Source organism: Agrobacterium sp. LMR679 (genome assembly GCF_027157905.1).
Taxonomy (GTDB): Bacteria; Pseudomonadota; Alphaproteobacteria; order Rhizobiales; family Rhizobiaceae; genus Agrobacterium; species Agrobacterium leguminum.
On the sequence record NZ_JAPVOJ010000001.1, the window covers coordinates 88393 to 115118 of the forward strand.

At 61.1% G+C, this 26726-nt stretch carries 25 protein-coding genes and 1 pseudogene; 7 read left to right on the top strand and 19 right to left on the bottom strand.

The features are described from left to right. Window positions 1-373: 373 nt before the first annotated feature. Complete coding sequence (locus O3W47_RS00420) at window positions 374-661, top strand: hypothetical protein (RefSeq protein ID WP_269312667.1); 288 nt, start codon at window positions 374-376, stop codon at window positions 659-661. A 369-nt stretch (window positions 662-1030) separates the two neighbouring features. Here the strand turns inward: O3W47_RS00420 and O3W47_RS00425 are convergent, their stop codons facing one another. Beyond that, entirely contained in the window at window positions 1031-2128 is a 1098-nt protein-coding gene (locus tag O3W47_RS00425) for an acyltransferase family protein (RefSeq protein ID WP_269312668.1), read from the bottom strand. A 311-nt stretch (window positions 2129-2439) separates the two neighbouring features. On the opposite strand from O3W47_RS00425, the gene O3W47_RS00430 reads away from it, so the two are divergent. Beyond that, window positions 2440-2676, top strand: a complete 237-nt coding sequence (locus tag O3W47_RS00430; protein ID WP_003520197.1) for an acyl carrier protein — start codon at window positions 2440-2442, stop codon at window positions 2674-2676. A gap of 13 nt (window positions 2677-2689) precedes the next feature. Here O3W47_RS00430 and O3W47_RS00435 read toward each other — a convergent pair whose 3' ends face one another. The 4 genes from O3W47_RS00435 to O3W47_RS00450 form a co-directional block, all read right to left on the bottom strand. Further along, window positions 2690-4648 carry a MacB family efflux pump subunit gene (locus tag O3W47_RS00435; protein WP_269312669.1) on the bottom strand — a complete coding sequence of 653 codons (1959 nt, stop codon included), beginning with the start codon at window positions 4646-4648 and terminating at the stop codon, window positions 2690-2692. A gap of 3 nt (window positions 4649-4651) precedes the next feature. Further along, on the bottom strand, window positions 4652-5875 hold the full coding sequence (locus O3W47_RS00440) for an efflux RND transporter periplasmic adaptor subunit (RefSeq protein ID WP_127757502.1): 1224 nt from the start codon (window positions 5873-5875) through the stop codon (window positions 4652-4654). 22 nt (window positions 5876-5897) lie between these two features. Continuing rightward, window positions 5898-6194 carry a hypothetical protein gene (locus O3W47_RS00445; protein ID WP_269312670.1) on the bottom strand — a complete coding sequence of 99 codons (297 nt, stop codon included), beginning with the start codon at window positions 6192-6194 and terminating at the stop codon, window positions 5898-5900. Between the two features lie 127 nt (window positions 6195-6321). Beyond that, window positions 6322-6960 (bottom strand): hypothetical protein, encoded by a 639-nt coding sequence (locus tag O3W47_RS00450; RefSeq protein WP_269312671.1) that lies wholly within the window; start codon window positions 6958-6960, stop codon window positions 6322-6324. 172 nt (window positions 6961-7132) lie between these two features. Between O3W47_RS00450 and O3W47_RS00455 the strand changes: the two are divergent. After that, window positions 7133-7893, top strand: a pseudogene (locus tag O3W47_RS00455) (response regulator). Continuing rightward, a complete protein-coding gene (locus O3W47_RS00460) occupies window positions 7890-9152 on the top strand; it encodes an ATP-binding protein (RefSeq protein WP_269312672.1) in 1263 nt (420 codons plus the stop codon). The pseudogene O3W47_RS00455 and the gene O3W47_RS00460 overlap by 4 nt, the downstream one beginning before the upstream one ends. 2 nt (window positions 9153-9154) lie before the next feature. Here the strand turns inward: O3W47_RS00460 and O3W47_RS00465 are convergent, their stop codons facing one another. The 6 genes from O3W47_RS00465 to O3W47_RS00490 form a co-directional block, all read right to left on the bottom strand. Further along, a complete protein-coding gene (locus tag O3W47_RS00465; RefSeq protein ID WP_269312673.1) occupies window positions 9155-10279 on the bottom strand; it encodes a glycoside hydrolase family 88/105 protein in 1125 nt (374 codons plus the stop codon). Between the two features lie 8 nt (window positions 10280-10287). Beyond that, a complete protein-coding gene (gene pglA, locus O3W47_RS00470; protein ID WP_269312674.1) occupies window positions 10288-11841 on the bottom strand; it encodes a polygalacturonase PglA in 1554 nt (517 codons plus the stop codon). 115 nt (window positions 11842-11956) lie between these two features. Continuing rightward, the gene (locus tag O3W47_RS00475) at window positions 11957-13225 is read right to left on the bottom strand and encodes an ABC transporter substrate-binding protein (protein ID WP_065656160.1); all 1269 of its coding nucleotides are present in this window, start codon (window positions 13223-13225) and stop codon (window positions 11957-11959) included. A 43-nt stretch (window positions 13226-13268) separates the two neighbouring features. Continuing rightward, entirely contained in the window at window positions 13269-14369 is a 1101-nt protein-coding gene (locus O3W47_RS00480) for an ABC transporter ATP-binding protein (protein ID WP_269312675.1), read from the bottom strand. A 2-nt stretch (window positions 14370-14371) separates the two neighbouring features. Beyond that, window positions 14372-15256, bottom strand: coding sequence for a carbohydrate ABC transporter permease (locus O3W47_RS00485; RefSeq protein ID WP_059757080.1), 885 nt, complete (start codon window positions 15254-15256; stop codon window positions 14372-14374). A gap of 4 nt (window positions 15257-15260) precedes the next feature. Beyond that, window positions 15261-16142: a carbohydrate ABC transporter permease gene (locus O3W47_RS00490; RefSeq protein ID WP_020812253.1), complete on the bottom strand. Its 882-nt coding sequence runs from the start codon at window positions 16140-16142 to the stop codon at window positions 15261-15263. Window positions 16143-16354: 212 nt separating this feature from the next. Here O3W47_RS00490 and O3W47_RS00495 point away from each other — a divergent pair, with 212 nt between their 5' ends. Next, window positions 16355-17281 (top strand): AraC family transcriptional regulator, encoded by a 927-nt coding sequence (locus O3W47_RS00495; protein ID WP_269312676.1) that lies wholly within the window; start codon window positions 16355-16357, stop codon window positions 17279-17281. A 29-nt stretch (window positions 17282-17310) separates the two neighbouring features. Here the strand turns inward: O3W47_RS00495 and O3W47_RS00500 are convergent, their stop codons facing one another. The 8 genes from O3W47_RS00500 to kduI form a co-directional block, all read right to left on the bottom strand. After that, window positions 17311-18591, bottom strand: a complete 1281-nt coding sequence (locus tag O3W47_RS00500) for a TRAP transporter large permease (RefSeq protein WP_269312677.1) — start codon at window positions 18589-18591, stop codon at window positions 17311-17313. Further along, window positions 18592-19113, bottom strand: a complete 522-nt coding sequence (locus O3W47_RS00505) for a TRAP transporter small permease (protein WP_003522682.1) — start codon at window positions 19111-19113, stop codon at window positions 18592-18594. It abuts the gene before it with no gap. 69 nt (window positions 19114-19182) lie between these two features. Next, entirely contained in the window at window positions 19183-20160 is a 978-nt protein-coding gene (locus O3W47_RS00510) for a TRAP transporter substrate-binding protein (RefSeq protein ID WP_127757493.1), read from the bottom strand. Between the two features lie 143 nt (window positions 20161-20303). Then, complete coding sequence (locus O3W47_RS00515) at window positions 20304-21182, bottom strand: amidohydrolase family protein (RefSeq protein WP_269312678.1); 879 nt, start codon at window positions 21180-21182, stop codon at window positions 20304-20306. Beyond that, window positions 21179-22315 carry a D-galactarolactone cycloisomerase gene (locus O3W47_RS00520; RefSeq protein WP_269312679.1) on the bottom strand — a complete coding sequence of 379 codons (1137 nt, stop codon included), beginning with the start codon at window positions 22313-22315 and terminating at the stop codon, window positions 21179-21181. The genes O3W47_RS00515 and O3W47_RS00520 overlap by 4 nt, the downstream gene beginning before the upstream one ends. Window positions 22316-22351: 36 nt before the next feature. Then, window positions 22352-23263: a 5-dehydro-4-deoxyglucarate dehydratase gene (gene kdgD / locus O3W47_RS00525; protein ID WP_080820781.1), complete on the bottom strand. Its 912-nt coding sequence runs from the start codon at window positions 23261-23263 to the stop codon at window positions 22352-22354. A gap of 114 nt (window positions 23264-23377) precedes the next feature. Further along, window positions 23378-24121, bottom strand: a complete 744-nt coding sequence (kduD, locus tag O3W47_RS00530) for a 2-dehydro-3-deoxy-D-gluconate 5-dehydrogenase KduD (RefSeq protein WP_269312680.1) — start codon at window positions 24119-24121, stop codon at window positions 23378-23380. Continuing rightward, the gene (gene kduI / locus O3W47_RS00535; RefSeq protein WP_269312681.1) at window positions 24118-24942 is read right to left on the bottom strand and encodes a 5-dehydro-4-deoxy-D-glucuronate isomerase; all 825 of its coding nucleotides are present in this window, start codon (window positions 24940-24942) and stop codon (window positions 24118-24120) included. The genes kduD and kduI overlap by 4 nt, the downstream gene beginning before the upstream one ends. Window positions 24943-25080: 138 nt before the next feature. On the opposite strand from kduI, the gene O3W47_RS00540 reads away from it, so the two are divergent. Then, window positions 25081-25878 (top strand): NAD-dependent epimerase/dehydratase family protein, encoded by a 798-nt coding sequence (locus tag O3W47_RS00540; protein WP_269312682.1) that lies wholly within the window; start codon window positions 25081-25083, stop codon window positions 25876-25878. 109 nt (window positions 25879-25987) lie between these two features. Beyond that, complete coding sequence (locus O3W47_RS00545; protein WP_127757487.1) at window positions 25988-26725, top strand: FadR/GntR family transcriptional regulator; 738 nt, start codon at window positions 25988-25990, stop codon at window positions 26723-26725. Window position 26726 lies beyond the last annotated feature (1 nt).

Consider the following 26726-nt stretch of genomic DNA (forward strand, 5'->3'; position numbering starts at 1 on the left):
GTACTGGCACTGGTGTTGAGAGCGATATGAGGAAGGTCGGTGCAATATTGCCCCGGCCTTTTTGTTGCCTGCGGCAGCGCCTGCTGCGTTGTCCCCGTTAGCGGAATTAGCTTGCCTATTCCCCTAAACGGCGCAAGCTTCTCCATCGGTAATTAAAGGGCGTTGCCGCCGTCAGGCCTGTTGCACTCCTAGCCCTGTCCCGCCTGTTGCCCGGCGGGCACGATCCTTATTCACGCGACATGCAGGACGGACGGGCCGGGAACGGTTTCCCCGACGTCGCCCGCGTTTCAAGGCGTTGAAGCGTCCCCGCACCATCTCCGGATTGAGGCGCGACGCTCCGGCTTTTGTGAACCCCACAAGAAAGGAGGACGTCATGTCTTCCGCACATGAAAATTGCATCATCACATCGCAGGACCTGAAAATGCTCCAGTCGGTGCTGGAAGGTCTCGGTTACGATCGTCACACCATGGATGACGAAGTCATTCTCTACAACAATGCCGCCCGCAAGGTGATCGAGCTCTTTCAGGATGGCTTGACCGACCCTGCCGATATCTCCGAGGAAATGCTGTTCCTGTTCGGCGTTCACAAACATGAACGCGTCAAACCGTGGAAACCGCTGCCGCGTTACGCCATTCAGGGCCTGCCGCCTCTTTACCGGTAATGGACTTGCCGCCCTTTCCGTGGCGGCCTTCAAAATCACCGATGAAAATAACGGCTTGGCAAAAGCCGTATATCAGGCAACACTGAAATTGAGCGTCCCGCGCGCGATCAGGCGTGTCCCGGGAAGCTTGGGTATGGAATGTGCACCCTGTGCGTAGCGGGACCGTAACCGGTCTTCGCGAGGCTGGCGTTGTTTCCCATGCCGGTAAGTTTTGCGTCTGCGTGGAGGTGAGTATGACGTATGACTGGAGCGGCCGCAAAATGCGCCGCATGCGAGCGGCGAAACTGACGATCATCAGCCTCGTCGCAGCTTTCGTGCTGACTGCCCCGATTTTCGCCCATTATTGAGGTTTGCAGCCGCAAGGCAGGGTCATACCGGCTGGCGGATTTCACTCCGCTTTCTCAACCGGTTCTTCAGCCATTTCTGAACGGGCTGATCGTAATGGACCGTCAGCCACCATGACAGGCACGTCGTGGCGATGAGGAAAACAATTCCGGCCGGCAAAGCCAGGTTTTCCCGGTGCACCGCCGGGATCAGAAGCTCCGTCCAGGCCAGAAGCGGGATATGCAGCACATAGACCGCATAGGACGCCGTGCCGAGAAACACCGACACCATTCCCACCCTACGCCCCGGAACCGTCTTGCTGGCGACGAACAGCAGCAGCGGCCAGACGACGAGGACAACCGCAAGATCGAAGAACGGCCGAAGCTCGCGCGACATCGGCACGGCCAGAATGAAACAGACCAGCAGAAGGCAAAGCGCCGCCTGAAAGGGTTTCAACTGCGGTACGCGATTGCGGAAACGGTAAATCAGCACGCCGGCAAAAAACGAGAAGAACACCCGCCCCATGCCGGCATACATTTCATGCCAGCGAAAACCGGCATGTAGACGGCCGAACTCGGCGGCGGCCACCATCAGCACAAGGGCGCTGACCGTGAGCACCGCGGCGGTCTGTTTCGTCGTGGCCCGGACACCGAAGCGGGCGTAAAACGCATTCACCACCAGCTCATTGAAAAGCGACCATGCCGGGCTGACGAGAAACAGCGCACCGTTCAGGGTGAGCGTGAAGGGTGCCGGCAAAAAGAGCAGCCCCGTTACCAGGGCGAAAGCAAGCTCGCCGGGATCGATGCGGCGATGCAGATCGTCGATCGGCGTCGGCAGGCCCAGCACGTAGAGACAGATGAAATAGGCCGCCATCAGAGCCAGCGCCAGCCCATAAAGAGGGTAAAGACGTGCGAAGCGCGCCTTCATGAAAAAGCCTGGCGTAATCGCCCCTTCGGCCAGTTTCCGACTATAGGCATGCGCGAGCACGAAACCGCTGAGCGCAAAGAACAGATCCACGGCGAGATAGCTCGAAGCCGTGCTTTTCCCGAACAGATCCTCGGCATGGCGGTGGACGATGAAAAGGGCGGCCACGCCCCTTATGCCGTCGAGCAATATGAAGCGTTCCGGGGACGACTGGACCATGGCATGAGGCTCGGTTTGGCTGACGGATTTAAGGTTCACAGGCAACGAGCTTTACCGCGTCGCGGTTCACCGCTGCCAGTCACAAACTGTTTAACGTGGCGAACGTCCCATATTATTATGGAATACTAACGGGTGATCGACACCCTTTCGCGGCTGCGAAAGGCGTGCTACGTCCGGATGTCATCGATCTTCCGAGCCTTTGACTCTGCGCCCTGTCCTTTCGAAACTCAGCTTGATTTCGCTTGGATATCTTCGGCGCAAATTCAGATGGAGCGGAATTAGACGGCAGGCAACTTTCGCGGAGTCTCACCATGTCCACCATTGCAGAACGTATCAGAAAAATCATCGTGGACCAGCTTGGCGCAGACCCTGCCACCATCGTGGACGAGGCCAGTTTTGCTGACGATCTCGGTGCGGATTCGCTCGAGACCGTTCAGATCGTCATGGAAATCGAAGAGGAATTCGGGGTGGAAATTCCAGATTCCGCCGCAAGCACGATCCTGACCGTTGGCGACGCCATCCGCTTCGTCGAAAAAAACAAGGCGTGACCGGCGAGGGGATTTACCCCGCAGATAGCGCCGCGACGGGATCGAGTTTCGACGCGTTGCGCGCCGGCAGATAACCGAAAACAACGCCGATCAGTGTCGAGCAGACGAAGGCGGCGACGATCGACGTCGTGGAATAGACCATGGCGAAATTGCTGCTGAAGGCGGAGAAAAGCGCGCCGAAGCCGAGGCTGCCCAGCACGCCCAGCGTACCGCCGATGATGCAGACGAGCACCGCCTCGATGAGGAACTGCCGCAGAATATCGGTGCGCCGTGCGCCGACCGCCATGCGCACGCCGATTTCCGATACGCGTTCAGACACGGAAACGAGCATGATGTTCATCACCCCGATGCCGCCGACCAGCAGCGAAATCACCGCAATGGCGGCGATCAGAAGGGTCAGCGTCTGCGTGGTGCTGGTGATGGTCTGGCGAATGTCGTCGGTATTGAGAATGTAGAAGTCCCGTGTGCCATGCCGCTGGGTCAGAAGCGTCGTCACCGCCTGCTCGGCGATTGAGGCATCGACATCGTCACTCACCTGCACCGTGATGCTGCGCAGCGACAGGCTGCCGAGAAAGCGCGACTGGACGGCGGTATAGGGCAGGTAAAGCGACAGATTCTGGCTTGAGCCGAAACCGCCCTGCTGCGCCTGCGTGACGCCGACGATGCGGGCCGGCACCTTGCCGATGAGAATGACCTGGCCGACAGGGCTGCCATCGAAATCCGCAAACAGCGATTTGCGGGTATTTTCGTCGATCACCACTTCCTGCGCCTTCTGCGCGACGCTTCCGCCATCGAAAAAGCGGCCCTGCGACAGCTTGGTGCCCTTGGCGACGAAATAGCGCTCGCTGACGCCGTTCACCAGCGCATTCGCCTCCTTCGCGCCGAAACGCACCGTGCTGGAGGTCGAGACCGTCGGCGTCACCGCCGCGACATAGGATTGCTTGGCAAGCGCTTCGGCATCGGAAACGACGAGCGTGGTGATCTTGCCCGACCTTATGTCGCCGAAATCCTTGCCCGCGAAGATTTCCAGCGTGTTGGTGCCAAGGCTCGATATGTTCTGCAGCACCCGCTGCTGCGACCCCTGCCCCAGCGCCACGACGCTGATGACCGAGGCGATGCCGATGATGATGCCGAGCATGGTGAGAAAGGTGCGCAGCTTGTGCGCCCGCATCGACAGAAGCGCCATGCGCAAGGCTTCGCGCAGAGACGAAACGAGACCCGCGAGACCGGAAGACCCGCCGGAAACGGCGGCGGGTTTGGCATCGTCCTGCGGTACGGGCGTTGCATCCGTCCTGCGGTCGGAAATGATCGTGCCGTCGCTGATTTCGATGATCCGCCCGGCGCGTCTGGCAATCGACATGTCATGGGTAACGATGATGACGGTGCGGCCTTCGGCATGCAGCTCGCCGAGGATGCGCAGCACCTCGTCGCCGCTGGTGCTGTCGAGCGCGCCGGTCGGCTCGTCGGCAAGAATGATCTCGGCGTCGTTCATCAGGGCGCGGGCGATGGAAACGCGCTGCTGCTGGCCGCCGGAAAGCTGGCCGGGACGGTGATCGAGGCGTTCCGCCATGCCGAGGCGGCCGAGCAGCCTTGCGGCATTGTGCCTGCGGTCGCCCTGCGTCTTGCCGGCATAGATCGCCGGAATTTCGACATTGCCGAGCGCCGTCAACTCGGCGAGCAGATGGTAGCGCTGGAAGATGAAGCCGAGATTTTCACGCCTGAGCGCCGAAAGCGCGTCGGCATCGAGATTGCCCGTTTCCCGGCCCCTGATGCTGTAGCTACCCGATGTCGGGCGGTCGAGGCAGCCGAGAATATTCATCAGCGTCGACTTGCCCGACCCGGACGCGCCGACGATCGCCACCATCTCACCGGCCTCGATGGTGAGGTCGATGTGCTTCAGCACGCTGATCGTGCCTTCGCCGGAGGGATAATCCCGCCGCACGGATTTAAGCGAAATCAGAGGTTCAGCCATGGTTCAAAGCCCCATTGGCGGGCCGCCCGGCCCCGGCATGGCGTTTGCGGTGGTGTCAGTGGAACGTTCGCCGGTCACCACCCGCTCGTTTTCGACAAGGCCCGAACGCACTTCCGCCGTCACCTTGTTGTTGAGCCCGATTTCGACCTTGCGCTCGGAAACCCTGCCATCGGCGCCTGCCACGCGCACGGCATAGCTGCCGTCGCTGTCCATGCTGCCAAGGGCTGCCGAAGGGACGGTCAGCACATCCTTCGCTTCACCGAGAACAATATGGACCTCCGCCGTCATATAGGTACGCAGCTTGCCTTCCGGGTTCGGCACTTCGAACACGCCATTGTAATAGATCGCCTCGGATGACGACGTGCTGGAAGAGGATGAGCTGGAGGATGAAGAGGTCGAGGAACTGAAGCTGGAATCGCTGCGCACCGATTCCGGCGCCGGCTCTATCGAGGCGAGCGTCGCGTCATACCGCTGCTGCGGCTCGCCGAGCACCGTGAAATAGACCGGCAGGTCCGGTTTGACCCGCGTTACATCCGCCTCGGAAATTTCCGTGCGCACCGTCATCCGGTCGAGCTGGCCGAGGATGACGATGGTTGGCGCGGATTGCGTGGCGTTGACGGTCTGCCCTTCCTGGCTGACGATCGACAGAACCGTGCCTTCGATGGGGGCTGTGATCTTGGTATAGCCAAGATTGGCCTCGGCCGTTTCCACCGCCACCTGCGCTTCCTCGATCTGGGCGTCGATGGCTTCGATCTGCGCCTCGGTGACGGCAAGGGCTGCGGTGGCGCTTTCGAAATCGGCGCGGGAGGCGGCGTTTTTTGACACCATCTCCTGCTGACGGGCAAGGCTCTGGCGGTTGAGAATAAGCGTCGCCTGCTTCTCCACCCGCTGCGCCTTCACGTTGGCCAGGGCCGCCTGCGCCGTGCGCAGACTGTTCGTCTGGGTAACGGAATCGATTTCGGCGATCAGATCGCCCGCCTTGACCGTATCGCCGAGCGCCACCCTGACGGCGGTGATGCGGCCGGAGGCCTGCGCGCCGACGGCGACAAGGCGAACGGGTTTCAACGTTCCCGTCGCCAGCACCGTCTGCTCGATATCGCCGCGCGTCACCGGTGCGGTGATATAGCCGGGTGTGGCCGCCCGCGTATATTGCGAGGACAGCCAGTAGCCGCCCACAGCGAGAGCGACAACCGCCAGCAATGCGCCTGCCTTGCGTGCCGTTTTCATCTTGATGTCCTGTCCAGCCGGTTCACTCGAAGGCAGAAACCGGCGTCATGTCGTGTTTCACGAGGATGAAACCCCTGTCCGCTTCGATCCATTCATAGGCAGAAGCGGATTTCCGCGCCGCCGCCTTGCGGCAGGTGCTGCGAAAACGTCTGGAATCCGTCTTTTCGCGCTTGTCCTTCGCACAGGCGGGCTGACGCCGCTGTTCTTCCTGGCGGGATTTAGCCCCCGGCTGTTGCACGGGCTTGTCCTTCGCCACGGCCACCGACCAGGCAAAGCTCAAACCAAAAGCCGTTGCCAGCACCAGATAAAAATATCTCATCATCGTCTTCCTGCTTGAAAATCACGCGGGGGATCGCAGGCGTGCGATCCCCCGGCTCCAGCCGTTGCCGGCTGATTTCCTCCTTTACTGGGGGGCAGATTAAAGGAGGAAACTTCGAAAACTTGCCTCAGCCCCGTTCCGCCTCGGGAACCGGCGGCCTCATGTCGCCACGCGGGGGAGCAAAGCCGCCGCGCTCCGCGGGGCCATGACGCGGGCCGGGAGGCGGAGGCGGCATCAAGGCACGCTCAAGCTCGGCAAGCTTCGTCACCTGCTGCGGCGAAAGCTTCGGTTTCAGCGCCGCAATGGCGTCCTGCAGGGCTTTGGCCTTTTCCGCCTTCTGCGCGATGATGCCTGCCAGCTCCTCTCCCGCAAGACGCGGCTCGGGCTTGGCCTTGCCTTCACCCGGCACTGGCGGCGGCGGATTGCGCTCCGGACCGGGAGAAACGAGATCGATCAGCGCCGTGGTATAGGCGCGCCAGGGACCGAGCTGCTCCGGCGTGACGCCGAGATAGATTTCGGCCGCAGAAAGCTTCGTCGCCAGCCCGAGAACATCCGGGCCGGGCATTCCGCGCATATGCGGCGGCAGCGGCCTTTCATCCGGACCGCGATCCGGGCCAATGTCCGGGCCGAGATCGGGATTGGCGGGCGGCGGCGCAGCCTGTTCGGTCGTCCGGGGTGCGGGCGTATTCTCTTCCGCTGCCTGCGCGGCGGCGGAAACGCCCATGGTTGCTGTCGCGATGGCGGCGGCCAGTAGCGAGTTTCTCATCTTACCTTCCTTCCGTTTTCCAACATGAAAGGACGATAGGAGCATCGCGTTTCCGGCTTTGGTCCGAATGTTTCCGGGCTGCTTCCGCAAACCGCCTATTTGTAACCGAATGTTGCCAGAACGGCCCCGGAAAGCTTTCGTTGCAAAAATCCGCCGTTTCTTTTCAGCGCTTATGTATAGTGGCATCAAAAGGTTGGACGATATGACGACAGTTTCGGTAACACATATATTGATCGTCGATGACGATCCGGAAATACGCACATTGCTCGCGAAATATCTCAGCTCGCAGGGGTTCCGCGTGTCGATGGCCGCCGACAGGCGTGAGTTCGAGGAAAAGATCGCCAGTTCCGATCCCGACCTCATCGTGCTCGACGTGATGCTGCCCGATGGCTCCGGCCTCGATATCTGCCGCGATCTGCAGGGCCGCCGGCCGCGCACGCCGGTCATTCTCCTGACTGCGCTGAAGGAAGATGTCGACCGGATCGTCGGGCTGGAAATCGGCGCCGACGACTATCTCGGCAAACCCTTCAATCCGCGCGAACTGACAGCGCGCATCAAGGCCGTGCTGCGCCGCGCCACACCGCAGGAAGCCCCCGCCCCTCCGCCGCCGCCTATGGTTTTGCGGATTTCACCGCCGATCCCGAGCAGCGTTCCGTCGTCCGCGCCAGCGGTGAAAAGATAGATTTGACGGGAGCTGAATTCGATCTTCTGAAAGTCTTTCTCGACAGGCCCGGCCGGCTGCTTTCCCGCGATCAGCTTCTCGATCTCACGCAGGGCAAGGATCGCGGACCGTTCGACCGCTCCATCGACGTGCTGATGAGCCGCTTGCGCAAGAAGCTGGACGCCGACACCCAAACGCCGATCTTCAAGACCGTGCGCAATGGCGGTTACCAGATGACGGTTCAGGTCAAAACCCTGCCGGTGCAGCGATGAGTTCGCTTAGAAACCGCATCACGGCGCTGATGATCGTCTCCATCATCGCCGTCATTGCACTTGCGACTTTTGTGGCCGACCGTACATTGCAGCCGCCGCCACCCGACGCCACCATCGAGCCGCTGGCCCGCAGCCTCGCCTTTGCCGTGACCATGGCCGAGCGTGATCCCTCCCTGCAGCAGCCCGGTTATTTCCAGATCGAACAGAAACCGCCGGAAGGCGATCTCGACGGCATGCTTTCGGAATTTCTGGAAAAGGCGCTCGCCCGCGTCGGAGAGCCGCGCACCGCCATGGTCATCCGCTCGCCGGGAAACCCTGCCCCCGTGGCGGCTATCGCGCTGGAAAGAGGCGGCTGGCTGGTGGCGGAAATCCCGCATATGGGTCCGCCGCCGGGCGGCTGGAAAATTTTCGGCATGTGGATCGGGCTGATCATTCTCGGTAGCGCCGCCGTTTCGATCTTTGCCGCGAGCAAGATCACCCGCCCGCTCGACATGCTGGAAAATGCCGCCGCCAGCATCGGGCCCGATGGTTCGCTGCCGCACCTGCCGGAAACCGGACCGGGCGAAATCCGCGCCACCGCGCGGGCGCTGAACGAACTCGCCACCCGCCTGAAGGCGGCAATGGAAAGCCGCATGCGCCTCGTCGCCGCCGCCGGCCACGATCTCAGAACCCCGATGACCCGTATGCGGCTGAGGGCGGAATTCATCGAGAACGACGAGGAGCGGGCCAAATGGCTGGCGGACCTTGAGGAGCTGGACGCCATCGCCGACAGCGCCATTCTTCTGGTGCGGGAAGAAGTCAGCCAGGACAGCGTCAAGACGATCGACATCGGCACGCTTCTCAGCGAAATCGTCAGCGATGTTTCCGATCTCGGCCATGCGGGTGCGCTCGACTTCATCGAGCCGGAAGCCACGATGACCATCAGGGCGGCCCCGCTGGCGCTCAAGAGAGCCCTGCGCAACCTGATCCTGAACGCCGTTACCCATGGCAAGAAGGCGCATATCGATCTGACCGGAGACGACAGCGAAATCGTCGTGACGATCAGGGATGAAGGCCCCGGCATTCCGCAGGAATTGATCGGGCGGGTTTTCGAACCCTTCTTCCGGGTGGACCTCGCGCGGCGCAAATCAATCCCCGGCGTGGGGCTGGGTCTTGCCATCGCCAAGGAAATCATTGAGCGCTTCGGCGGCACGATCACCATTGCCAACCACAAAAAACAGGGCCTTATCCAGACCGTGATCTTCGCAAGGGCGGCGTGACGTCACGCCGCTGAAACAGCCTGCGTCTGCGGTTTGGCCAGAAGCAGGCTTTCGGCATAGGCCATCATCAGCGGCCCGACGCCCTTGGCATCGTCGGACACCACCGGCTCGGTCAGATAATATTTCGGCGTTCCATCGCGATAATTGCCCTCAAAGCCGCCAAGGCCCGCGACATGCACGATGCCGGTGAGGCGGATCACGCCCTCTTCATCGGCTTTCAGCCGGGTTTCCAGAAGCGCCTCAAGCGCGCGGCGACCCGCCGAAAGGGCGACATTCGCCTCTTCGCCCTGCACGAGCTTCAACCGCACTGCGTGCAGCAAGGCATAGGCAAACATGGCCGAGGCGGATGTTTCCTCGTAATTGCCCGCAAGGCCCGGATTGTCGAGAACCTGCATCCAGAGCCCCGTCTCGGTCTGCCGTGCGATGATGCCGGCCAGAAGCAACCGCGTCTTGTTGCGAAGCGCCGCCGTCGCGCCGTCCTCCGGCAGGATGGTGAGCGCATCCACCAGCGCCATGGCGAGCCAGCCCACCGCGCGCGCCCATATGGCGGGAGACTTGCCGTTTTGCGGATCGGCCCAGCGCTGGCTGCGGCTGTCGTCGTAACCATGGGCATAGAGCCCGCCGCTATCCTCCGTCGCCGCAAGCGCCGCTGAAAACTGCCGCAGCGCATCGTCGATCAGTTCCGCCCGGCCCGTCGCCTGCGCATATTCGATCTGGAAAGGAAGCCCCATGTAAAGCCCGTCCAGCCAGACCTGATGCGGATAACGCTTCTTGTGCCAGTAATTTCCCGATGCGATGCGCGGATGGCTGCGCAGTTGCCCCGCGAGATGCTCCGCCGCAGCGAGGTAACGCGGATCGCCCGTTTCCGCAGCAAGGGGAAAGAGGACACGGCCGGCGAGGATATGGTCGATATTATATTCCTGCGGATCGTAACCGGCGAGCGTGCCGTCTGGCGCTATCTGTGCATCGGCGAGACGATGCAGATGATCGTTCCACCGCGCCTCGCCGGTCGCCTCGAACAGCTGCTGCAGGCCGCGATAAACGCATCCATCCTCGTAACACCAGCTTCCGCCCTTGTAATGTTTATAGCGACTGGAGAATTGATCAAAATATTCAGTGGCTTTCATCGGTTTTCTCAATCGGAATCTGACACAATGGAAACGGAAGCATCGCTCAGCAGGGCGGGATTATCGCAGACTATATGCGCCTGCTCGAAAACAATCGCCTCATGGCGCATGGGACGCACCCGGTCGGCCATGATCGGCGGCGTCGCGATGGCCGACGGATCGCGCGAGACGATGGTGAGATTGCGGATGGCGACGTTGCGGATGGGCGCTTCGGGAAGGCCTAAAAAAGCGCCGGCCGCATGGGAGAGATTGCGGATTTCGACGTCATCCACCGTAATGCCGTCGATAAAGGGCGTGCCGCCATCGACCGGCGCCGGGTTTCGCGACTGCACCCAGTCGTCATGTCCATCGGCATCGCAATGGTAATGGGCATTGGCGGAAAGCGCGGTCTGCACGCCATCCAGCAGCACCCGGCGCATGGCGATGTTGCTGACTGTTCCGCCCCGCCCGCGCCTTGTCTTGAGGCGCAGGCCGCGATCCGTGCCGACCATGTCGCAATCCTCAACCGCCACGTCATGCACACCGCCGGACATTTCCGAACCGATCACCAGCCCGCCATGGCCGCGCTGCATCAGGCAATGGCGCACCCGAACGCCGCGCGTTTCCGCGAGATGATCGCCCTCGCCATCGTGGCCGCGCTTTCCCGCCTTCACCGCGATGCAATCGTCGCCGACGGAAAAGCGCACGCCTGATATCGTGACGTTACGGCAGCTTTCCGGGTTGAAACCATCGGTATTCGGGCTGTCATGCGGTGCGACGATGCTGAGGCCGGCGGCGATCAAGTCTTCGCAGCCCTGCGGGTGGATCGTCCAGGAGGCGGCGTTTCGGATGGTGAAACCGAGCAGGTTTGTCTTCCGGCAGGAAACGAGATGCAGGCCGCGTGGCCGGCGCGCGCCGTCGCGGGTTTCTTTCGGCCAGCTCCACCAATCGCCGCTGTCGCCCGAACCATCGAGAACGCCCCTGCCCTCGATGACGAGATTATCTGCCGCGATGGCGTGAACCGGTGCGGCAAAACAGGCATCCGGCAAGCCTTCCCAGCTTCCGAGCATGCGTCCAGCCTCATCGCGGGCAGGCAGGATCGGCCAGCCCCTGCGGGTGGAGGGCGCACGCAGCACGGCTCCTTCGGCAAGGTGGAAGGTCATGTTGCTTTTGAGGCGTACGGGAAAGGCCGTCCAGAGACCGGCTCCGAGACGCAACGTGCCGCCCTGCGGCACCGCAGCCACGGCCCTTTCCAGCGCCTGCGCATTGGCGCGCGCACCCTCTTCATCATCGAGCGTAACATCCGGCATCAGGGAAAATTCCGCGGCCTCGACAAGCCCGGCACAGGGGGCGGTTCTGAACGCCAGCTGTCCGAACCCTTCCGCTTCGAAGACATAGCGCGTATCCGGGAAGAGATCATGAAGCAGCGTCACGACGGTCGCGGTTTCGCCGCGCCGCTCGTCGCCATCCGCCGACGTCAGACGCCATGCCGTTTTGGACGGAAGGAAATAGCGAGCGCCGGGAGCGGCAAGGCAAAGCGCTGCCGTTCGCGCCGAAGACGCGATGATAAGGGGTTCGTTCATGCTCTTTTCTCGTCTTTGGTGCCCGTCCGGCCAAACCCTTGGCGGACACGCCTCACATCATTCGGCAGCCGGATAGGGAGCCTGCCGCCATGCAGGCGGCGGCAGGCCATTGTCGTCAATCGAATTTGGCGAGAACATCGTTGGTCGTATCGATGATCTGCTCGGCCGCCTCTTCCGCCGTCAGCTGGCCATAGGCATATTCCTCAAGCGTGTCGATGAAGCCCGAGCGGATTTCAGGATGTTCGTTGAAGGGCGATACCACCGGTCCCGATGCCGCCATGACGATGGCGTTGGCGGCCCGCACTTCCGGCTCGCCCTTGTCGCCCAGACGCGCCGCCGCAGCCTTCGAGGCGGGCAGACCGCGTGAGGTGCCGAGCGCATCGATGCCTTCCGGTTCGTTCAGCAGGCAGTTCAGAATTTGCGCTGCCGCTTCCGGGTTCTTCGAGTTTTTCGAGATCGAAAACACCATGGAAGGCTTGCGATAGACGCCTTCGGTCACAGCATCGGCAAGCTTCAGCATCGGGAACGGTTTCAGAACCTGCCCTTCCTTGAGCGGATCGGCATATTTCGAATAGGTCGAATCCCATTCATAGGAGCCGGCAATCCGGCCTTCCGACCAGGACGGCTTCTCATAGAGATTGACGTTACCGTCGGCCGCTTCCTCTTTCTGGGAGCGGATGGAGCCGGTTTCGACCAGCTTGCCGACGAAAGAGATACCCTCGGCCAGCTCCTCCGGCGTCCAGGCCACACGGTTGGTCTTGGGGTCGACCAGATCCTTGCCGGTCTTCTGCACGACAGCCAGTGTCACCAGAAGCTGAGCAGTCTCCTTCACGGCATTGAAGGTGTAATAGTCCTTGCCGAGCTTTTCCTTGATGGTCTTGGTTGCCGCGAAAAACTCGTCCCAGGTCTTCGGAATTTCAACGCCGGCTTTTTCGAAGGTGGTGGCGTTGAAGAAGAAGACGCGGCCGGTGGTGGAAACGGAAAGCCCCTGCAGCACGCCGTTCATCGAACCGGCGTCCAGATCGCTCTCGGCCCATTGCGAAAGATCGAGCGGCTTCAGCTGGCGCAGATCGGCAAAACCTTCGCCGTTCTTGGAAAACAGCGGCAGCCACGGCCAGTTGACCTGAACGATATCGGCCTCCGTCTTGCCGGCCATCTGCGTTGTGAGCTTTTCCAGATAGCCGTCGAAGCCGGTGAATTCGCCCTTCACCGTGTGGCCGTATTTCTCGCCGCAGGCGGCAATTGCCTTCTGGGTGGCGACATGACGGCTTTCGCCGCCCCACCACGACATGCGCAGTTCCGCAGCACCTGCCGCCGGAGCGGTTGCCATCGCCACATAAGCGGCACCGGCGAGCATCGCCATCATTCTTGTCATCGTCTTCATTGTTCTTCTCCTCCTCGAAAAATCAGGCACGCCCGTCCCCTCCTCATAGCGAGACGTTGCGACCATCGGCCTTGTCGAAAATATGTAACTTCTCCGGGTCCGGCTTCAGCCGCAGGATGCCGTCGCGCCCAAGCGCCTCGAATTCGGCCGCGCCAACGACGCTGACGACCTTCTGGCCGCCGAGATCGGCGTGCAGATAGACCTCGTGGCCCATGAATTCCGCATTGGTGAGTTTCGCCTGTAGAGCCGGGCCATCGGCTTCTCCCGCCAGCGAAAGATGCTGCGGGCGGATACCGATGACGGCGTCTGCCGGTCTCGCCGATAGCCGTTGCTCCAGATGCGCACCGATGGGCAGGCGCTGGCCGGCGATGACGAACTCAGCGCCGTCGATTGCCACATCCACCAGGTTCATTTCCGGCGTGCCGATAAAGCCGGCGACGAAGAGATTGGCGGGATGGTTGTAAAGCTCCTTCGGCGTCGCGACCTGCATGATGCGGCCCGCCTGCATGACGCAGATACGGTCACCCATGGTCATGGCCTCCGTCTGGTCATGGGTAACGTAAATGACCGTCGAGGACAGGCCTTCCGCCTTCAGCTGACGGTGCAGATCGGTGATGCGCACCCGCATGGAGGCGCGCAGCTTGGCGTCGAGATTGGACAGCGGCTCATCGAACAGGAACACGCCGGGCTTCTTGATGAGCGCGCGGCCAAGCGCCACGCGCTGCGCCTGCCCGCCGGAGAGCTGCTTCGGCAGACGGTCGAGCAGCGGCTCGATTTCGAGAATGCGCGCGACATTGTCGATTGCCTTTTCGATCTCTGGCCTGGCGACACCGGCGATCTTCAGGCCGAAGGCGAGATTGCCGCGCACCTTCATATGCGGATAAAGCGCATAATTCTGGAACACCATGGCGATGGAGCGCTTGCCGGGTGGGAGGTCGTTGACGCGCTGGTCGCCGATCAGGATTTCACCGCCGGTGATTTCCTCCAGCCCCGCCACCATGCGCAGCGTCGTGGATTTGGCGCAGCCGGAAGGGCCGACGAACACCATGAACTCACCATCCTCGACATCGAGATTGATGCCGTGCACGGCCTTGAAGCTGCCGCCATAGATTTTTTCGAGATTTTTAAGTTGAACGCTTGCCATTTTCAGCCCTTGACCCCGCCAGACGAGATCCCTTCAATGAAATACCGTTGCGCCGCAAAGAACACGATCAGCGCAGGTGCGATCGTCAGCACCGACATCGCCAGGATGCGGTTCCATTCGAAGGCTTCGGTGGTGTCGATGGAGAGTTTGAGCGCGAGGCTCACCGGATATTTGTCGACCGAGGACAGGTAGATCAGCGGCCCGAGGAAATCGTTCATCGTCCACATGAACTGGAACAGGCAAACCGAGATCAGTGCCGGCGCCAGCATCGGCACGACGATGTAAATCAGCGTCTGCAGGCTGTTGGCGCCATCCACACGGGCGGCCTCTTCCATGTCCGATGGCAGCGAGCGCAGGAACTGCACCAGCATGAAAACGAAGAAGGCATCGCCGGCGAGCGCGGACGGCACCCAGAGCGGCAGGAAACTGTCCAGCCAGCCGAGATCGCGAAACAGGATATATTGCGGAATGCGGGTAACGACATTGGGCAGCAGCAGGATGGCGATGACCGAGCCGAACAGGATTTTCTTCAGCGGAAAATCGAAGCGTGCGAAGGCATAGGCCGCCATGGTGCAGGAAATCGCCGTACCGATGACTTTCGGCAGGATGATCAGGAACGAATTCCAGAAGAACCGGCCGAACGTATAGGGCGTCGAGGTTTCCCAGCCGCGAATATAGCCGTCCAGCGTCGGGTTTTCAGGAATGAAGCCGGCGCCGGAGAAGATTTCCGAATTGGTCTTGAAGCTTGCGCCCACCAGCCAGATCAGCGGGTAGAGCATGATGAGGCCGACCGCGAAGAGAAGCACGTAGCGGACCGAAGTGGAGACGAGCCTGAGCCGCGCCCGGCGGGCCGCCTGCATGTCGTTCAGGGTTGCGATATCGGTCATGGCATCAGTTCCGCTTGTCGCCGGCGTAATAGACCCACTTCTTCGACGACCAGAAGGCCACGAGGGTCAGCACGGTGATGATGGTGAAGAGCACCCAGGCGATGGCGGAGGCATAGCCCATGTTGAACTTCTTGAAGGCCTCGTCATAGATATAAAGAGGCAAGAGATAAGTGGACTTCAACGGCCCGCCCTGGGTGATGATGTAAGGCCCGTTGAACTCCTGGAATGCCTGAACCATCTGCATGATGAGGTTGAAGAAGATCACCGGCGTCAGCAACGGCAGCGTGATGAAGAAGAATGTTCTCACCTTGCCCGCGCCATCGATGGCCGCCGCCTCGTAAAGCGACTTGTCGATGGATTGCAGGGCCGCGAGAAAGATCACCATGGCCGAACCGAACTGCCAGCAGCGCAGCAGCGTGATGGTGAAAAGCGCATTGCCGGGATCGCCGAACCAGTCCACCGGCGACAGGCCGATGGCGGCCAGCGCCATATTGGCAAGCCCCTCGCTTGCAAAGATATAACGCCACAGCACCGCAATCGCGATGGAGCCGCCGAGAATGGACGGCACGTAAAAGGCGGTGCGGAAGAAGTTGATGAATTGCAGCTTGTAATTGAGTATGGCCGCAATGAACAATGCGAAGGCAAGCTTCAGCGGCACCGTCAAGAACACGTAGAACAGGGTAACGTTCAGCGATTTCATGAAGGTGCGGTCGCGGGTGAACAGCCGCTCGTAATTGGCCAGCCCCGCCCAGCTGGGATCGCTCATCAGGTCGTAACGGGTGAAGCTGAGATAGAGCGAGCCGAGAAACGGGATGGCCGTGAAGACCAAAAGCCCGACGATATAAGGCGTCAGATATCCCAGCCCGAGGAAGCGCTGAGATTTCATAATGCTCCTCCCCGCGTCCCGGTGGAACGCGAATGACAGAATACAATTTCGTACAAGTGATTCTCCCGGAACGGCCGGCGGTGGGCGCGTGATGGCGCAATTTCTCGCCGCGACCGATCTCCTCCCTCATTGATACGGCGCGTAAAAGCAATTTATGCGGTGACAAAACCAAATTTCCGCGCCAAGGTGAATTAACAAAGACGAGGAAAAAGATGGACGAAATCGAAGGTGGCATTCTGTCGTCCGTTCCGCCTGCGGCGCTCAACCTCAACCTGACGCGCGCAACGATCAAGATGGAGCATTCGCGCACCTGGCAGATCGACAAATCCAACCAGGTGGACGATCTCATCATCTGCCTGGAAGGGCGCGGGCATTATCTCGTCGATGGCGAGGCGCGGGTGCTGGAACCGGGTGACGCCATGCTGATTTTCCGGGGGCAGCGCTTTGTCGGCTGGAACGAGCAGGCCGTCACCTATCGCGGGGTGGCGCAGCATTTCACGCTGGATATTTACGGCCGCCACAACCTGATCGCGCAGATGGACCTGAAGCCGAAAGTGAAGCTGAGCCGCTGGCCGCTCTTGGAACCGCTGGTGCGCCACTACCGGCAGAGCGCCCCGCCCTCCTCCGTCACACTTGGCCAGCATCATCTTTTCATGGTGCTTCTGATCGCCTTCATCGACGATGCCTTCATCGGATGGGTGGACCGACCGAGTTTCCAGCCGGAGGGCACGGAAGGCCTCGACCTCGCGGTAATGAAGGCGATCACCATGATTTCGGCCAATCCGCTCGACCCCGACATTGCCGGCCGGGCGACCGAAGCGGCTCCCTATAATCGCGATTATTTTCTGCGCGAATTCCAGAAACGCGTCGGACGGACGCCGCGTAAATATCAGGAGTTCAAACGCATGGAGCGCGCCATGCATTTTCTCGAGGCGGGGCTTTCGGTTACGGCAGCGGCCGCCGAAGTGGGCTATGGCGACCCCTATTATTTCTCACGCATGTTCAAACGGACATTGGGGTTGAGCCCGCGCGACCATATGAACCGCATACGCCGCAGCCGGCACGGCAATCTCATGGCCTTTGACGAACACGAACAGCAGAGGCTGCTTGCCACTGAAACGGAAAAGGCCCCGGCATAACGGGGCCTTCTCGTTTGAGAGCGCTGGAATTACCGGAACAGTGACGGCAACCACAGGGACAGCGACGGAATATAGGTGACGGCAAGCAGCACCGCGATGCTGGCTCCGAAGAACGGCCAGATCGTCCCCATCGCTTCCCGTATCGATATGCCGCCGACCGCGCAGCCGACGAAAAGCACCGTTCCGACCGGCGGCGTGTTGAGCCCGATACCGGCGTTCAGGATCATCACGACGCCGAAATGCACGGGGTCGATGCCGAAGGCCTTCACCACGGGCAGAAGCACCGGCGTGGAGATGATGACCATCGGCGCCATATCCATGAAGGTGCCGAGCAGCAGCAGGATGACATTGATGACGAGCAGCACGATGATCGGATTGTCCGAAATCGCGCTGATTGCGGCAATCATCAGCGTCTGCACCTGCAGGAAGGCCATCAGCCAGCCGAAGGACGCCGCCGTGCCGATGACCAGCAGAACCATGGCCGTCGTGCGCACCGCACCCATCACCGCCTCCACGAAACCACTCCAGTCCAGCTCGCGATAGACCAGCATCGCAACGAGGAAGGCATAGAGAACCGCGATGCAGGAACTTTCCGTCGCGGTGAAGATGCCCGAACGCACACCGCCGAAGATGATGCCGATCAACAGGATCCCGGGGAACGAGGCCAGGAGATAATACATCAGCTTCGAGAAGCCCGGGAACGGCTCGGAAGGATAACCCTTGCGCCGGGCGACGATATAGGCCGTCACCATCAGCGCCGCTGCAAGCAGGAAACCCGGAACGATGCCAGCGGTGAAGAGATCGGCCACCGAAACATTGCCGCCCGCCGCAATCGAATAAAGGATCATGTTATGCGACGGCGGTATCATCAGCGCGATGATGGCCGCATTGACCGTGACATTGACCGCATAGTCCCTGTCATAACCGCGCTTGGCCATTTGCGGTATCATCAGCCCGCCGACGGCCGAGGCATCGGCCACGGCCGAGCCGGAAATGCCGCCGAACAGCGTCGAGGCCACGATGTTGACCTGGCCGAGACCGCCGCGCAGGTGTCCCACGAGACCCGCCGCGAAGCGGATCAGGCGATGGGCGATGCCGCCGCGCACCATCAGGTCGCCGGCGAAGATGAAAAACGGTATCGCCATCATCGCAAACACGTTCATGCCGGAATTCATCTGCTGAAACACGACAATGGGCGGCAGGCCGAGATAAAGAACCGTGGCGAAAGAGGCGATGCCGAGGCAAAATGCTATCGGCGTGCCGATCAGCATCAGCAGGGTGAAGACCCCGAAGAGAATGGTATAAGCCATCTACGCTGCCTCCTGCACGATCACATCGGCCGCAATCTCCTCGCCAATGGCGAGATCGACGAAACGTTCAGCCGCAAACAGCGCGATGAGGAAACCGCCGCCGATCAGCGGGAAGAAATCCGTGCCGCCCGGCCAGCCGAGAACCGGGATCGTCGCCGTCCATGTGCCCATGGAAAGCGATGTGCCATACCAGGCCATGCCGGCGCCGAAGAAAAAGATCAGGGCAAGGCTGGTAAGGTCCATTCCCTTCTGCACGCGTGGTGGCATCATGTAGCGCAGGATATCCAGCCCCAGATGCACGCTTTCGCGCACGCCAACGGCCGCCCCCAGCATGATGAACCATGACATGAGATGCAGCGACAGCGGCTCCGACCAGCTGGGTGAATCGTTCAGAATATACCGCGCAAAGACCTGCCAGCCGACGATAAGCGTCATGGCGATCATGCCGATACCGGCAATATAAAGCGACGCGTGGCTGAGCGCGCCGAGAAAGGGGCGAATGGCCCGCATGAAATTTCGCATTGTCTGTTCCTCCGCGTCAACGGCGACAAAAGAAAACCGGCCCTGTTCCCAGGGCCGGTTTTCCGCGCATTACTTGACCGCTTTCACCCGCTCCAGAAGGTCTTTCATCTTCGGATCGGTGACGAACTTGTCGTAGACGGGACCCATCGCGGCAGCGAATTCCTCCTTGTCGACCTTGATGACGTTGACGCCGCCGGCGCGGACCTTTTCTTCCGATGCCTTTTCGCGGGCGCTCCAGAGTTCACGCATCTTGCCGACGGAATCCTTGGCCGCCTGACGCAACAGCTTCTGATCTTCCGGAGAGAGCTTGTCGTAAGAGACCTTGGAAATGACGAGGATTTCCGGGTTGAGCGAATGTTCCGTGAGCGAATAGTTCTTCGCAACCTCGTAGTGACGGGCGGATTCGTAAGAGGGCCAGTTGTTTTCCGCACCGTCGACGACACCGGTTTCAAGCGAGGAATAGACCTCGCCCATCGGCATCGGCGTCGGGTTGGCGCCAAAGGCCTGCATCATCGAAATCCACAGATCCGACTGCTGCACGCGGATTTTCAGGCCCTTCAGGTCCGCGAGTTTTTCGATGGGCTTTTTGGTGGTGTAAAAAGACCGCGCGCCGGAATCGTAAAAGGCGAGACCGATGAGGCCGTGCGGTTCGAAGGCCGCCAGAACCTCATCGCCGATCGGGCCGTCGACCGTGTTGTGCATGTGTTCCGTCGAGCGGAACAGGAAAGGCAGGCCGAGGACGGTGGTTTCCTTGACCAGATTGTTGAAGGGCGCGGCATTGACGCGGTTCATGTCGATGACGCCGAAGCGGGTCTGCTCGATGGTATCCTTCTCGCCGCCGAGAACGGAATTGTTCATGACCTGTATCTTGATGCGGCCCTTGCTGCGCTCGGCCAGAAGCTCGCCCATATATTTCACCGCTTCGACCGTCGGATAACCGTCGGGATGAATATCGGCCGAACGCAGGGTGATTTCCTGCGCCTTGGCGGAAACACCGGCGAGCGCGATCCCCATCGCGACGCACATCATGCTTGCAATCTTTTTCATGCTTTCCTCCTCCATTGTTGAAACGATCCAGCCCCTCCAAGGCTATCGGACCGATTTTTCACGCCCATCCGGGCCGGCATGCAAAGACCTTTCACTTTAAAAGGATGATGGGGACCTCCCTTCCCCAGCCATCCCGGATTGACCTATGCCGCCGTGACTGGCGGCAGCTTGAACAGCGCTTCCGGGTTTTCCACCAGCGCGCGGTGGCGCGCCGCTTCATCCGGCAGCCAGCCGAGTATGAGTTCCGCAAGGCGGGCATCGTCGGGATAGGCCGCAGTCTCGCGGATGGAATTATGCGGCCAGTTGGTGCCCCAGACGATGCGCTCCGGCGCATGGGCGGCAATCACCCGCGAAAAGGCGGCGACGTCCTCATAGGGCCAGATCTCGCGCGAACTTTCGTAGACGCCGGCGAATTTGAACCAGAGATTGCCGCAGTCGATGAGCTTCAGAAGCGCCGCCATTTCCGGGCCATCGGTTCTGATGCCCTTGAAGAACTTGCCGTGGTGATCGAACACCCAGCGCGAGCGGATGTTCTGAAGGCGCGGCAGGTGATCGAGCAGCGTATTGCCGTCGAATTGCACCGCCACCATCCAGTCGGCCGCATGCGCGCGCTCGTCCACGGCTTCCAGCTCGGACAGGTTTACCGCGCCGCCCGGCAAATCCATGATACGCGCACCGACGGCGCCTGCGGCGGCAAGCTTTTCCATGTCCTTTTCGGTCGTTGCGGCATCGATGATGACCACCGCCCGGGCCGCCTCGCCCATTTCCGCGACACAGGCGAGCGTGTTGCCGTTATCGCGCTGATGGGCGTTGCCCTGGGTGATGATGACCCGGTCGATGCCGAGCCATCGCATGAGGCTTCGATAATCCTCCGGTCCGGGCAGAGCGCCCGGCGGCAGGCCCGGTCCACCCGGCAGGGCGGGATAGTGGCGCAGATAGAGATGCATCTGCGTATCGACGGCGCCTTTCGGGAAAGCGGGCCGGGGCGCTGTGCCGCTCAGTTTTCTGACAAGTTCGCTCACGGGTCTGGCATCCTGAATTCAAGCAATGCGTCGCGGTTGATCTCTATTCCGAGGCCGGGGCCGTTCGGGATCGTGACGACGCCGTTTACCGCCTCTATCGGCTCGCTCAGCACGGCCTGCCGGAACGGATTATAGGTGCGGTCGAATTCCATGATCGGCTCGACGGGATTGACCCGCACCGGATCGGGCGTCATCGCCGCCATGAATTGCAGGGCTGCTGCAATCTGTACGCCGGTGCCCCAGACATGCGGCACGATGCGCACGCCGTGCAGCGTGGCGAGCGCCGCGATCTTCTGCGTTTCGGAAAAACCGCCGCAGCCGCAGAGATCGGGCTGGAGAATATCCACGGCGCCGGCGGAAAGCGCCTGCCACATGCCATAACGCCCGTGCCAGGTCTCGCCGCCCGCAACCGGTATCGGCTGGCCGGCCCGAACCCGGGCATAGGCATCGAGCTGTTCGGGAACCACCGGCTCCTCGAACCAGTCGATACCATAGTCGGCGGCGCGGTTGCCGAGCGCGATGGCTTCGGTGACGGTGTAGCCGTGATTGGCGTCGATCATCAGCCGCATATCCGGCCCAATCGCCTCGCGCACGGCGGCGATGACGCGGAGGTCTTCCTCAATGCCGAAGCCGATCTTGATCTTGCAGGCATGAAAGCCCTCCGCCCGGCGCTCCGCCATCTCGGACGCATTGTCCGACACGCGGTCGACGCCATCGCGCTTGAAGCTGCCAGTGGCATAGGCCCTCACGCTTTCGCGCCAGCGCCCGCCGAGCAGCATGGAGATGGAAGCGCCATAATGCTTGCCCTTGATGTCCCACAGCGCGATATCGATGCCGGACAAGGCGGTGAGGCTGAGGCCGCGCTGGCCCTGATCGCGCAGGGCGTTATAAAGCACGGCCCAGATCTTTTCGGTCTGGCGCGGGTCCTGGCCGATAAGCCAGCCTGAGTAAGCCTGAACCACGGCGGCGTTGGGCCGCGCCGGGCCGAGGCATTCGCCCCAGCCGACGGTTCCGTCGTCGCATTCGATTTCCACCAGAATATGGGCGCGGCGATCAAAACGCATGGATGCGCTTTCGAACGGCGTGTCCAGCCGGTGTTCGAGCAGATGCGTGCGCACCGCTGTGATCTTCATGGCTCCCCTCCCGCTTGTCTCGATCAGGCCTCCCAATCAGGCTTTGCGCTTGTGCGTACCGATCAGGGCGTCGAGCATGCCGATTTCCTCATTGGTCAGGTCCTTCAGCGGCGCGCGCACCGGACCGGCATTGAAGCCCTGCAGGCGAACGCCGGCCTTGACGGCGGAGACGGCATAACCCTTGGCGCGGTTACGGATCGCCATGAACGGATAGAAGAATTCCGTCAGGATACGTTCGCAGGTGGCGCGTTCGCCGGCGCGCAGGGCGGCGTAGAACTCATTGGCAAGGCCCGGCACGAAGTTGAAGACCGCCGAGGAATAGGTGGTGAAACCGGCGCCGAGATAGGCTTCGGCAAACAGTTCCGCCGTCGGCATGCCGCCGAGATACATCAGGCGGTCGCCCATCTTGGCGGTGATCTGGCGCACGAGGCCGATATCGCCGGTGCCGTCCTTGAAGCCGACGAGGTTCGGGCATTCGTCGCAGAGACGCGCCAGCGTATCGGCCTGCAGCACGGAATTGTCGCGGTTATAAACCATGACGCCGATGCCAACCGACTGACACACCTTCTTGATATGGGCGTAAAGGCCTTCCTGCGGCGCATCGATGAGATAATGCGGCAGAAGCAGGATGCCGTCCGCGCCGACCTTTTCGACCGAGCGGGCGATATCGACGGCGATCTCGGTGCCGTAACCGCAGCCGGAAACAATGGCGGTTTCGCCGGCCACTTCCTTGGCGGCGGAAACGATGGTGGGGATTTCATCCGGCTTCAGCGAGAAGAACTCGCCAGTACCGCCGGCGGCAAACAGCACCGGCGCTTTGTAACCGGCGAGCCATTCGACATGCGCCCTGTAGCTATCGGCCGCAAAACGACCCTCGGCATCGAAATGGGTGACCGGGAAAGACAAGAGGCCGGAGCCGAGCGCCGCCTTGATTTGTTCAGGGTTCATGTTTGGTATTCCTTTGCAAATTCATTGACTGGAAGCCACCTAACCCGGTTGCCGCATGCTTGTCAACAATTCATCATACATGTTGTATGATGAATTGTTGAAATCTGTAACAGATCAGCGCGCCAGCCAGCCGCCATCGACATTGAGAATGGCGCCATGCACATAATCCGCCGCCGGCGAGGCAAGGAAAACCGCCGCCCCGGCTATGTCGTCTGAATGGCCCCAGCGGCCGGCCGGAATACGCTCGAGAATGGCCTTGTTGCGGGCGGCATCCGCGCGTAGCGCCTCGGTATTGTTGGTTTCGATGTAACCGGGCGCAATCGCATTCACATTGATGCCCTTTGCCGCCCACTCATTCGCCAGAAGCTTGGTGAGGCCGGCGACGCCATGTTTCGCCGCCGTATAGGACGGCACGCGAATGCCGCCCTGAAAGGAGAGGAGCGAAGCGATATTGACCACCTTGCCGGACTTGCCTTTGGCCAGCAGCTCTTTCGCAAAAGCCTGGGTGGTGAAAAACAGCGCTTTGAGATTGACGTCCATCACCTCATCCCAGTCGAGTTCGGAAAACTCGACGGAATCGGCGCGGCGGATGATGCCCGCATTGTTGACGAGGATATCGAAACCGGCGTCGGCAAAACTGTCCTTCGCCGCCAGCGGATCGGCAAAATCGATAGACAATGCGCTGGCCTTGCCGCCGTCCCTGGCGATCATCTCCAGCGTTTCATCCGGTGCGCGGCGGGCGGCGCAGACCACCTCCGCGCCGGCAGCGGCGAGCCCCACCGCAATCGCCTGGCCAAGCCCCGTATTCGCGCCGGTGACGAGCGCCTTACGCCCCTGAAGCGAAAAGGGATTCTTCATTTCAGGTCTCCCGGCTGGATGAAGTCCATGTCGGTGTAATCGACATTGTCTCCCGCCATGGCCCAGATAAAGGTGTAAGAACCGATGCCGGCGCCGGAATGGATGGACCAGGGCGGGGAAATCGCACCCTCTTCATTCGAAATGAACAGATGGCGGGTCTCCTGCGGCTCACCCATCAGATGCAGCACGCGCGACTTCTCATCCATGCCGAAATAGAGATAGGCCTCCATGCGGCGGTCATGAATATGCGAGGGAATCGTGTTCCAGACCGAACCATCCTCCAGCGTCGTATAGCCCAGCACCAGCTGGCAGCTTTCCATGACCAGCGGGTGGATGAACTGGTTGATGGTGCGCTTGTTGGAGGTTTCGGTCGCGCCGAGCTTGACCTCCTTGCTGTTGGCCAGTGTCACGAGCTTTGCCGGCAGGCTGCGATGCGCCGGGCAGGAGGTGATGTAGAATCGCCCTGCCCCGTCAAAGGTCACCGCGCCGCTGCCTGCCCCGAGATAAAGCACATCGCCGCGATTGAGGGTATAGGTCTCGCCGCCGGCGCTGACCGTGCCGCTCTCGCCGATATTGACGATGCCCATTTCGCGACGATCGAGGAAGGACGGCGTCTTGGTTTCTTCCACCTTGTCCAGCGTCAGCGGCGCACCATCGGGCACCGCGCCACCCATGACGAACCGGTCGTAATGGGTATAAATCAGCCTGATTTCGCCAGAACGAAACATGTCGTTGGCGAGGAAATGCCGGCGGAGCCCTTCGGTATCCAGCGTTTTTGCATATTCCGGGTTCACGGCCTGCCTTGTTTCGACGGTCAACATCAAACTCATCCTTCATGATTGTTGCGTATGGCACATAATATATGTTATCCGCTTTTTGTACGATCTGTATGACAAGGTCAAGAGGCATAGGCATATCTCGACCACGCCAGGGACGTGCAACGCTGAGGGAGAATGGCAATGAAACGGCTTCTTGTTACCGGTGCTGCGGGCCAGCTTGGCCGCGTCATGCGCAAACGCCTTGCATCGATGGCCGAGACCATTCGCCTTGCCGATCTCGCCCCGCTCGATCCGGCCGGCCCGAACGAGGAATGCATGCAATGCGATCTGGCCGATGCGGCAGCCGTCGATGCGATGGTGGCCGGTTGCGACGGTATCGTGCATCTGGGCGGCATATCCGTGGAAAAGCCCTTCGAACAAATCCTTCAGGGCAACATCATCGGGCTTTACAATCTCTATGAGGCCGCCCGCGCCCACGGCCAGCCGCGCATCATCTTCGCCAGCTCGAACCACACGATCGGTTATTACGCGCAGACGGAGAGGCTCGGTCCGGATGTTCCCTTCCGCCCTGACGGGCTTTACGGCGTATCCAAATGTTTCGGCGAAAGCCTTGCCCGCATGTATTTCGAGAAATTCGGACAGGAGACGGCGCTTGTCCGCATCGGCTCCTGCACGCCGGAACCCAACAATTACCGCATGCTGTCCACCTGGTTTTCGCATGACGATTTCGTCTCGCTGATCAAGGCGGCATTCCGCGCACCCGTTCTCGGCTGCCCGGTCGTCTGGGGCGCGTCGGCCAATGATGCAGGCTGGTGGGACAATTCGCATCTCGGCTTTCTTGGGTGGAAACCGAAGGACAATGCCGAGACCTTCCGGGAGCACATTGCGCGGACCGCCCCCAAACCGGACCCGAACGACGCGGTAGTCCGCTTTCAGGGTGGCGTGTTTGTCGACAACCCGATCTTCAAGGAGACGTGAAATGTCGCACGGACCCTTCCCGCTAAAAAGGCGGGATTGCATGCCAGGCCGCGAATGACGTATCGAGGAACGGTGCACGCAACCGACATTTTTTAGAACGGCGACCAAGATGACAAAAGCGACAAGCTCCGAACCGGCAGCTCCACAAGGCAGAACGCTTGTGGTGAAGGTTTCGGAGGAACTCCGCAGCCAGATCGCCAAGGGTCGTTACAAGACGGGCGAACGCCTGCCTTCCGAAGCGCAGATGACGCAGGAATTCGGGGTCAGCCGTACCGTGGTGCGGGAGGCGATTGCTTCGCTGCGCTCCGACGGTCTGGTCGAGCCACGTCAGGGCGCGGGCGTTTTCGTACTGGAACCCGCACCCACTGAGCGGCGTCCCTTCCACAATGTCGATCTTGCGCGCGTATCCTCGCTGATCGAAATGCTGGAATTGCGCACCGCCGTGGAAGGTGACGCCGCCGGTCTTGCAGCCATTCGCCGCTCGCCGGCGCAGGAGGAAAAGATCATCGAGGCCTTCGATGCCTTCCGCGCCAGCGCCACCAGGGGCGTGCCGACAGCGGAGGCCGATTTCGCCTTCCATCTCGCCATTGCCGAAGCCACCAATAATCCCCGCTTCAGCGAGTTTCTGCAGGTGCTCGGCCCTACCCTCATTCCGCGCCGCGCCGTGGCCGAAAACGGCACGGAAACCGTGCTTTCGCCCGCCGATCTCGCCCGGCTCGTCGGTGAACACGAAGCGATCCTGATCGCGATACAGGACGGCGACGAGGAGGCGGCGCGCAGCGCCATGCGCAGCCACCTGAAAAGCAGCCAGACGCGTTATCGCTCCATGCTGCGCGCGCCGCGCTGAA

Coding starts and splice junctions, on each gene's coding strand:
- O3W47_RS00420 (WP_269312667.1), top strand. CDS start 374: ATGTCTTCCGCACATGAAAATTGCATCATCACATCGCAGGACCTGAAA.
- O3W47_RS00425 (WP_269312668.1), bottom strand. CDS start 2,128: ATGGTCCAGTCGTCCCCGGAACGCTTCATATTGCTCGACGGCATAAGG.
- O3W47_RS00430 (WP_003520197.1), top strand. CDS start 2,440: ATGTCCACCATTGCAGAACGTATCAGAAAAATCATCGTGGACCAGCTT.
- O3W47_RS00435 (WP_269312669.1), bottom strand. CDS start 4,648: ATGGCTGAACCTCTGATTTCGCTTAAATCCGTGCGGCGGGATTATCCC.
- O3W47_RS00440 (WP_127757502.1), bottom strand. CDS start 5,875: ATGAAAACGGCACGCAAGGCAGGCGCATTGCTGGCGGTTGTCGCTCTC.
- O3W47_RS00445 (WP_269312670.1), bottom strand. CDS start 6,194: ATGAGATATTTTTATCTGGTGCTGGCAACGGCTTTTGGTTTGAGCTTT.
- O3W47_RS00450 (WP_269312671.1), bottom strand. CDS start 6,960: ATGAGAAACTCGCTACTGGCCGCCGCCATCGCGACAGCAACCATGGGC.
- O3W47_RS00460 (WP_269312672.1), top strand. CDS start 7,890: ATGAGTTCGCTTAGAAACCGCATCACGGCGCTGATGATCGTCTCCATC.
- O3W47_RS00465 (WP_269312673.1), bottom strand. CDS start 10,279: ATGAAAGCCACTGAATATTTTGATCAATTCTCCAGTCGCTATAAACAT.
- pglA (WP_269312674.1), bottom strand. CDS start 11,841: ATGAACGAACCCCTTATCATCGCGTCTTCGGCGCGAACGGCAGCGCTT.
- O3W47_RS00475 (WP_065656160.1), bottom strand. CDS start 13,225: ATGAAGACGATGACAAGAATGATGGCGATGCTCGCCGGTGCCGCTTAT.
- O3W47_RS00480 (WP_269312675.1), bottom strand. CDS start 14,369: ATGGCAAGCGTTCAACTTAAAAATCTCGAAAAAATCTATGGCGGCAGC.
- O3W47_RS00485 (WP_059757080.1), bottom strand. CDS start 15,256: ATGACCGATATCGCAACCCTGAACGACATGCAGGCGGCCCGCCGGGCG.
- O3W47_RS00490 (WP_020812253.1), bottom strand. CDS start 16,142: ATGAAATCTCAGCGCTTCCTCGGGCTGGGATATCTGACGCCTTATATC.
- O3W47_RS00495 (WP_269312676.1), top strand. CDS start 16,355: ATGGACGAAATCGAAGGTGGCATTCTGTCGTCCGTTCCGCCTGCGGCG.
- O3W47_RS00500 (WP_269312677.1), bottom strand. CDS start 18,591: ATGGCTTATACCATTCTCTTCGGGGTCTTCACCCTGCTGATGCTGATC.
- O3W47_RS00505 (WP_003522682.1), bottom strand. CDS start 19,113: ATGCGAAATTTCATGCGGGCCATTCGCCCCTTTCTCGGCGCGCTCAGC.
- O3W47_RS00510 (WP_127757493.1), bottom strand. CDS start 20,160: ATGAAAAAGATTGCAAGCATGATGTGCGTCGCGATGGGGATCGCGCTC.
- O3W47_RS00520 (WP_269312679.1), bottom strand. CDS start 22,315: ATGAAGATCACAGCGGTGCGCACGCATCTGCTCGAACACCGGCTGGAC.
- kdgD (WP_080820781.1), bottom strand. CDS start 23,263: ATGAACCCTGAACAAATCAAGGCGGCGCTCGGCTCCGGCCTCTTGTCT.
- kduD (WP_269312680.1), bottom strand. CDS start 24,121: ATGAAGAATCCCTTTTCGCTTCAGGGGCGTAAGGCGCTCGTCACCGGC.
- kduI (WP_269312681.1), bottom strand. CDS start 24,942: ATGTTGACCGTCGAAACAAGGCAGGCCGTGAACCCGGAATATGCAAAA.
- O3W47_RS00540 (WP_269312682.1), top strand. CDS start 25,081: ATGAAACGGCTTCTTGTTACCGGTGCTGCGGGCCAGCTTGGCCGCGTC.
- O3W47_RS00545 (WP_127757487.1), top strand. CDS start 25,988: ATGACAAAAGCGACAAGCTCCGAACCGGCAGCTCCACAAGGCAGAACG.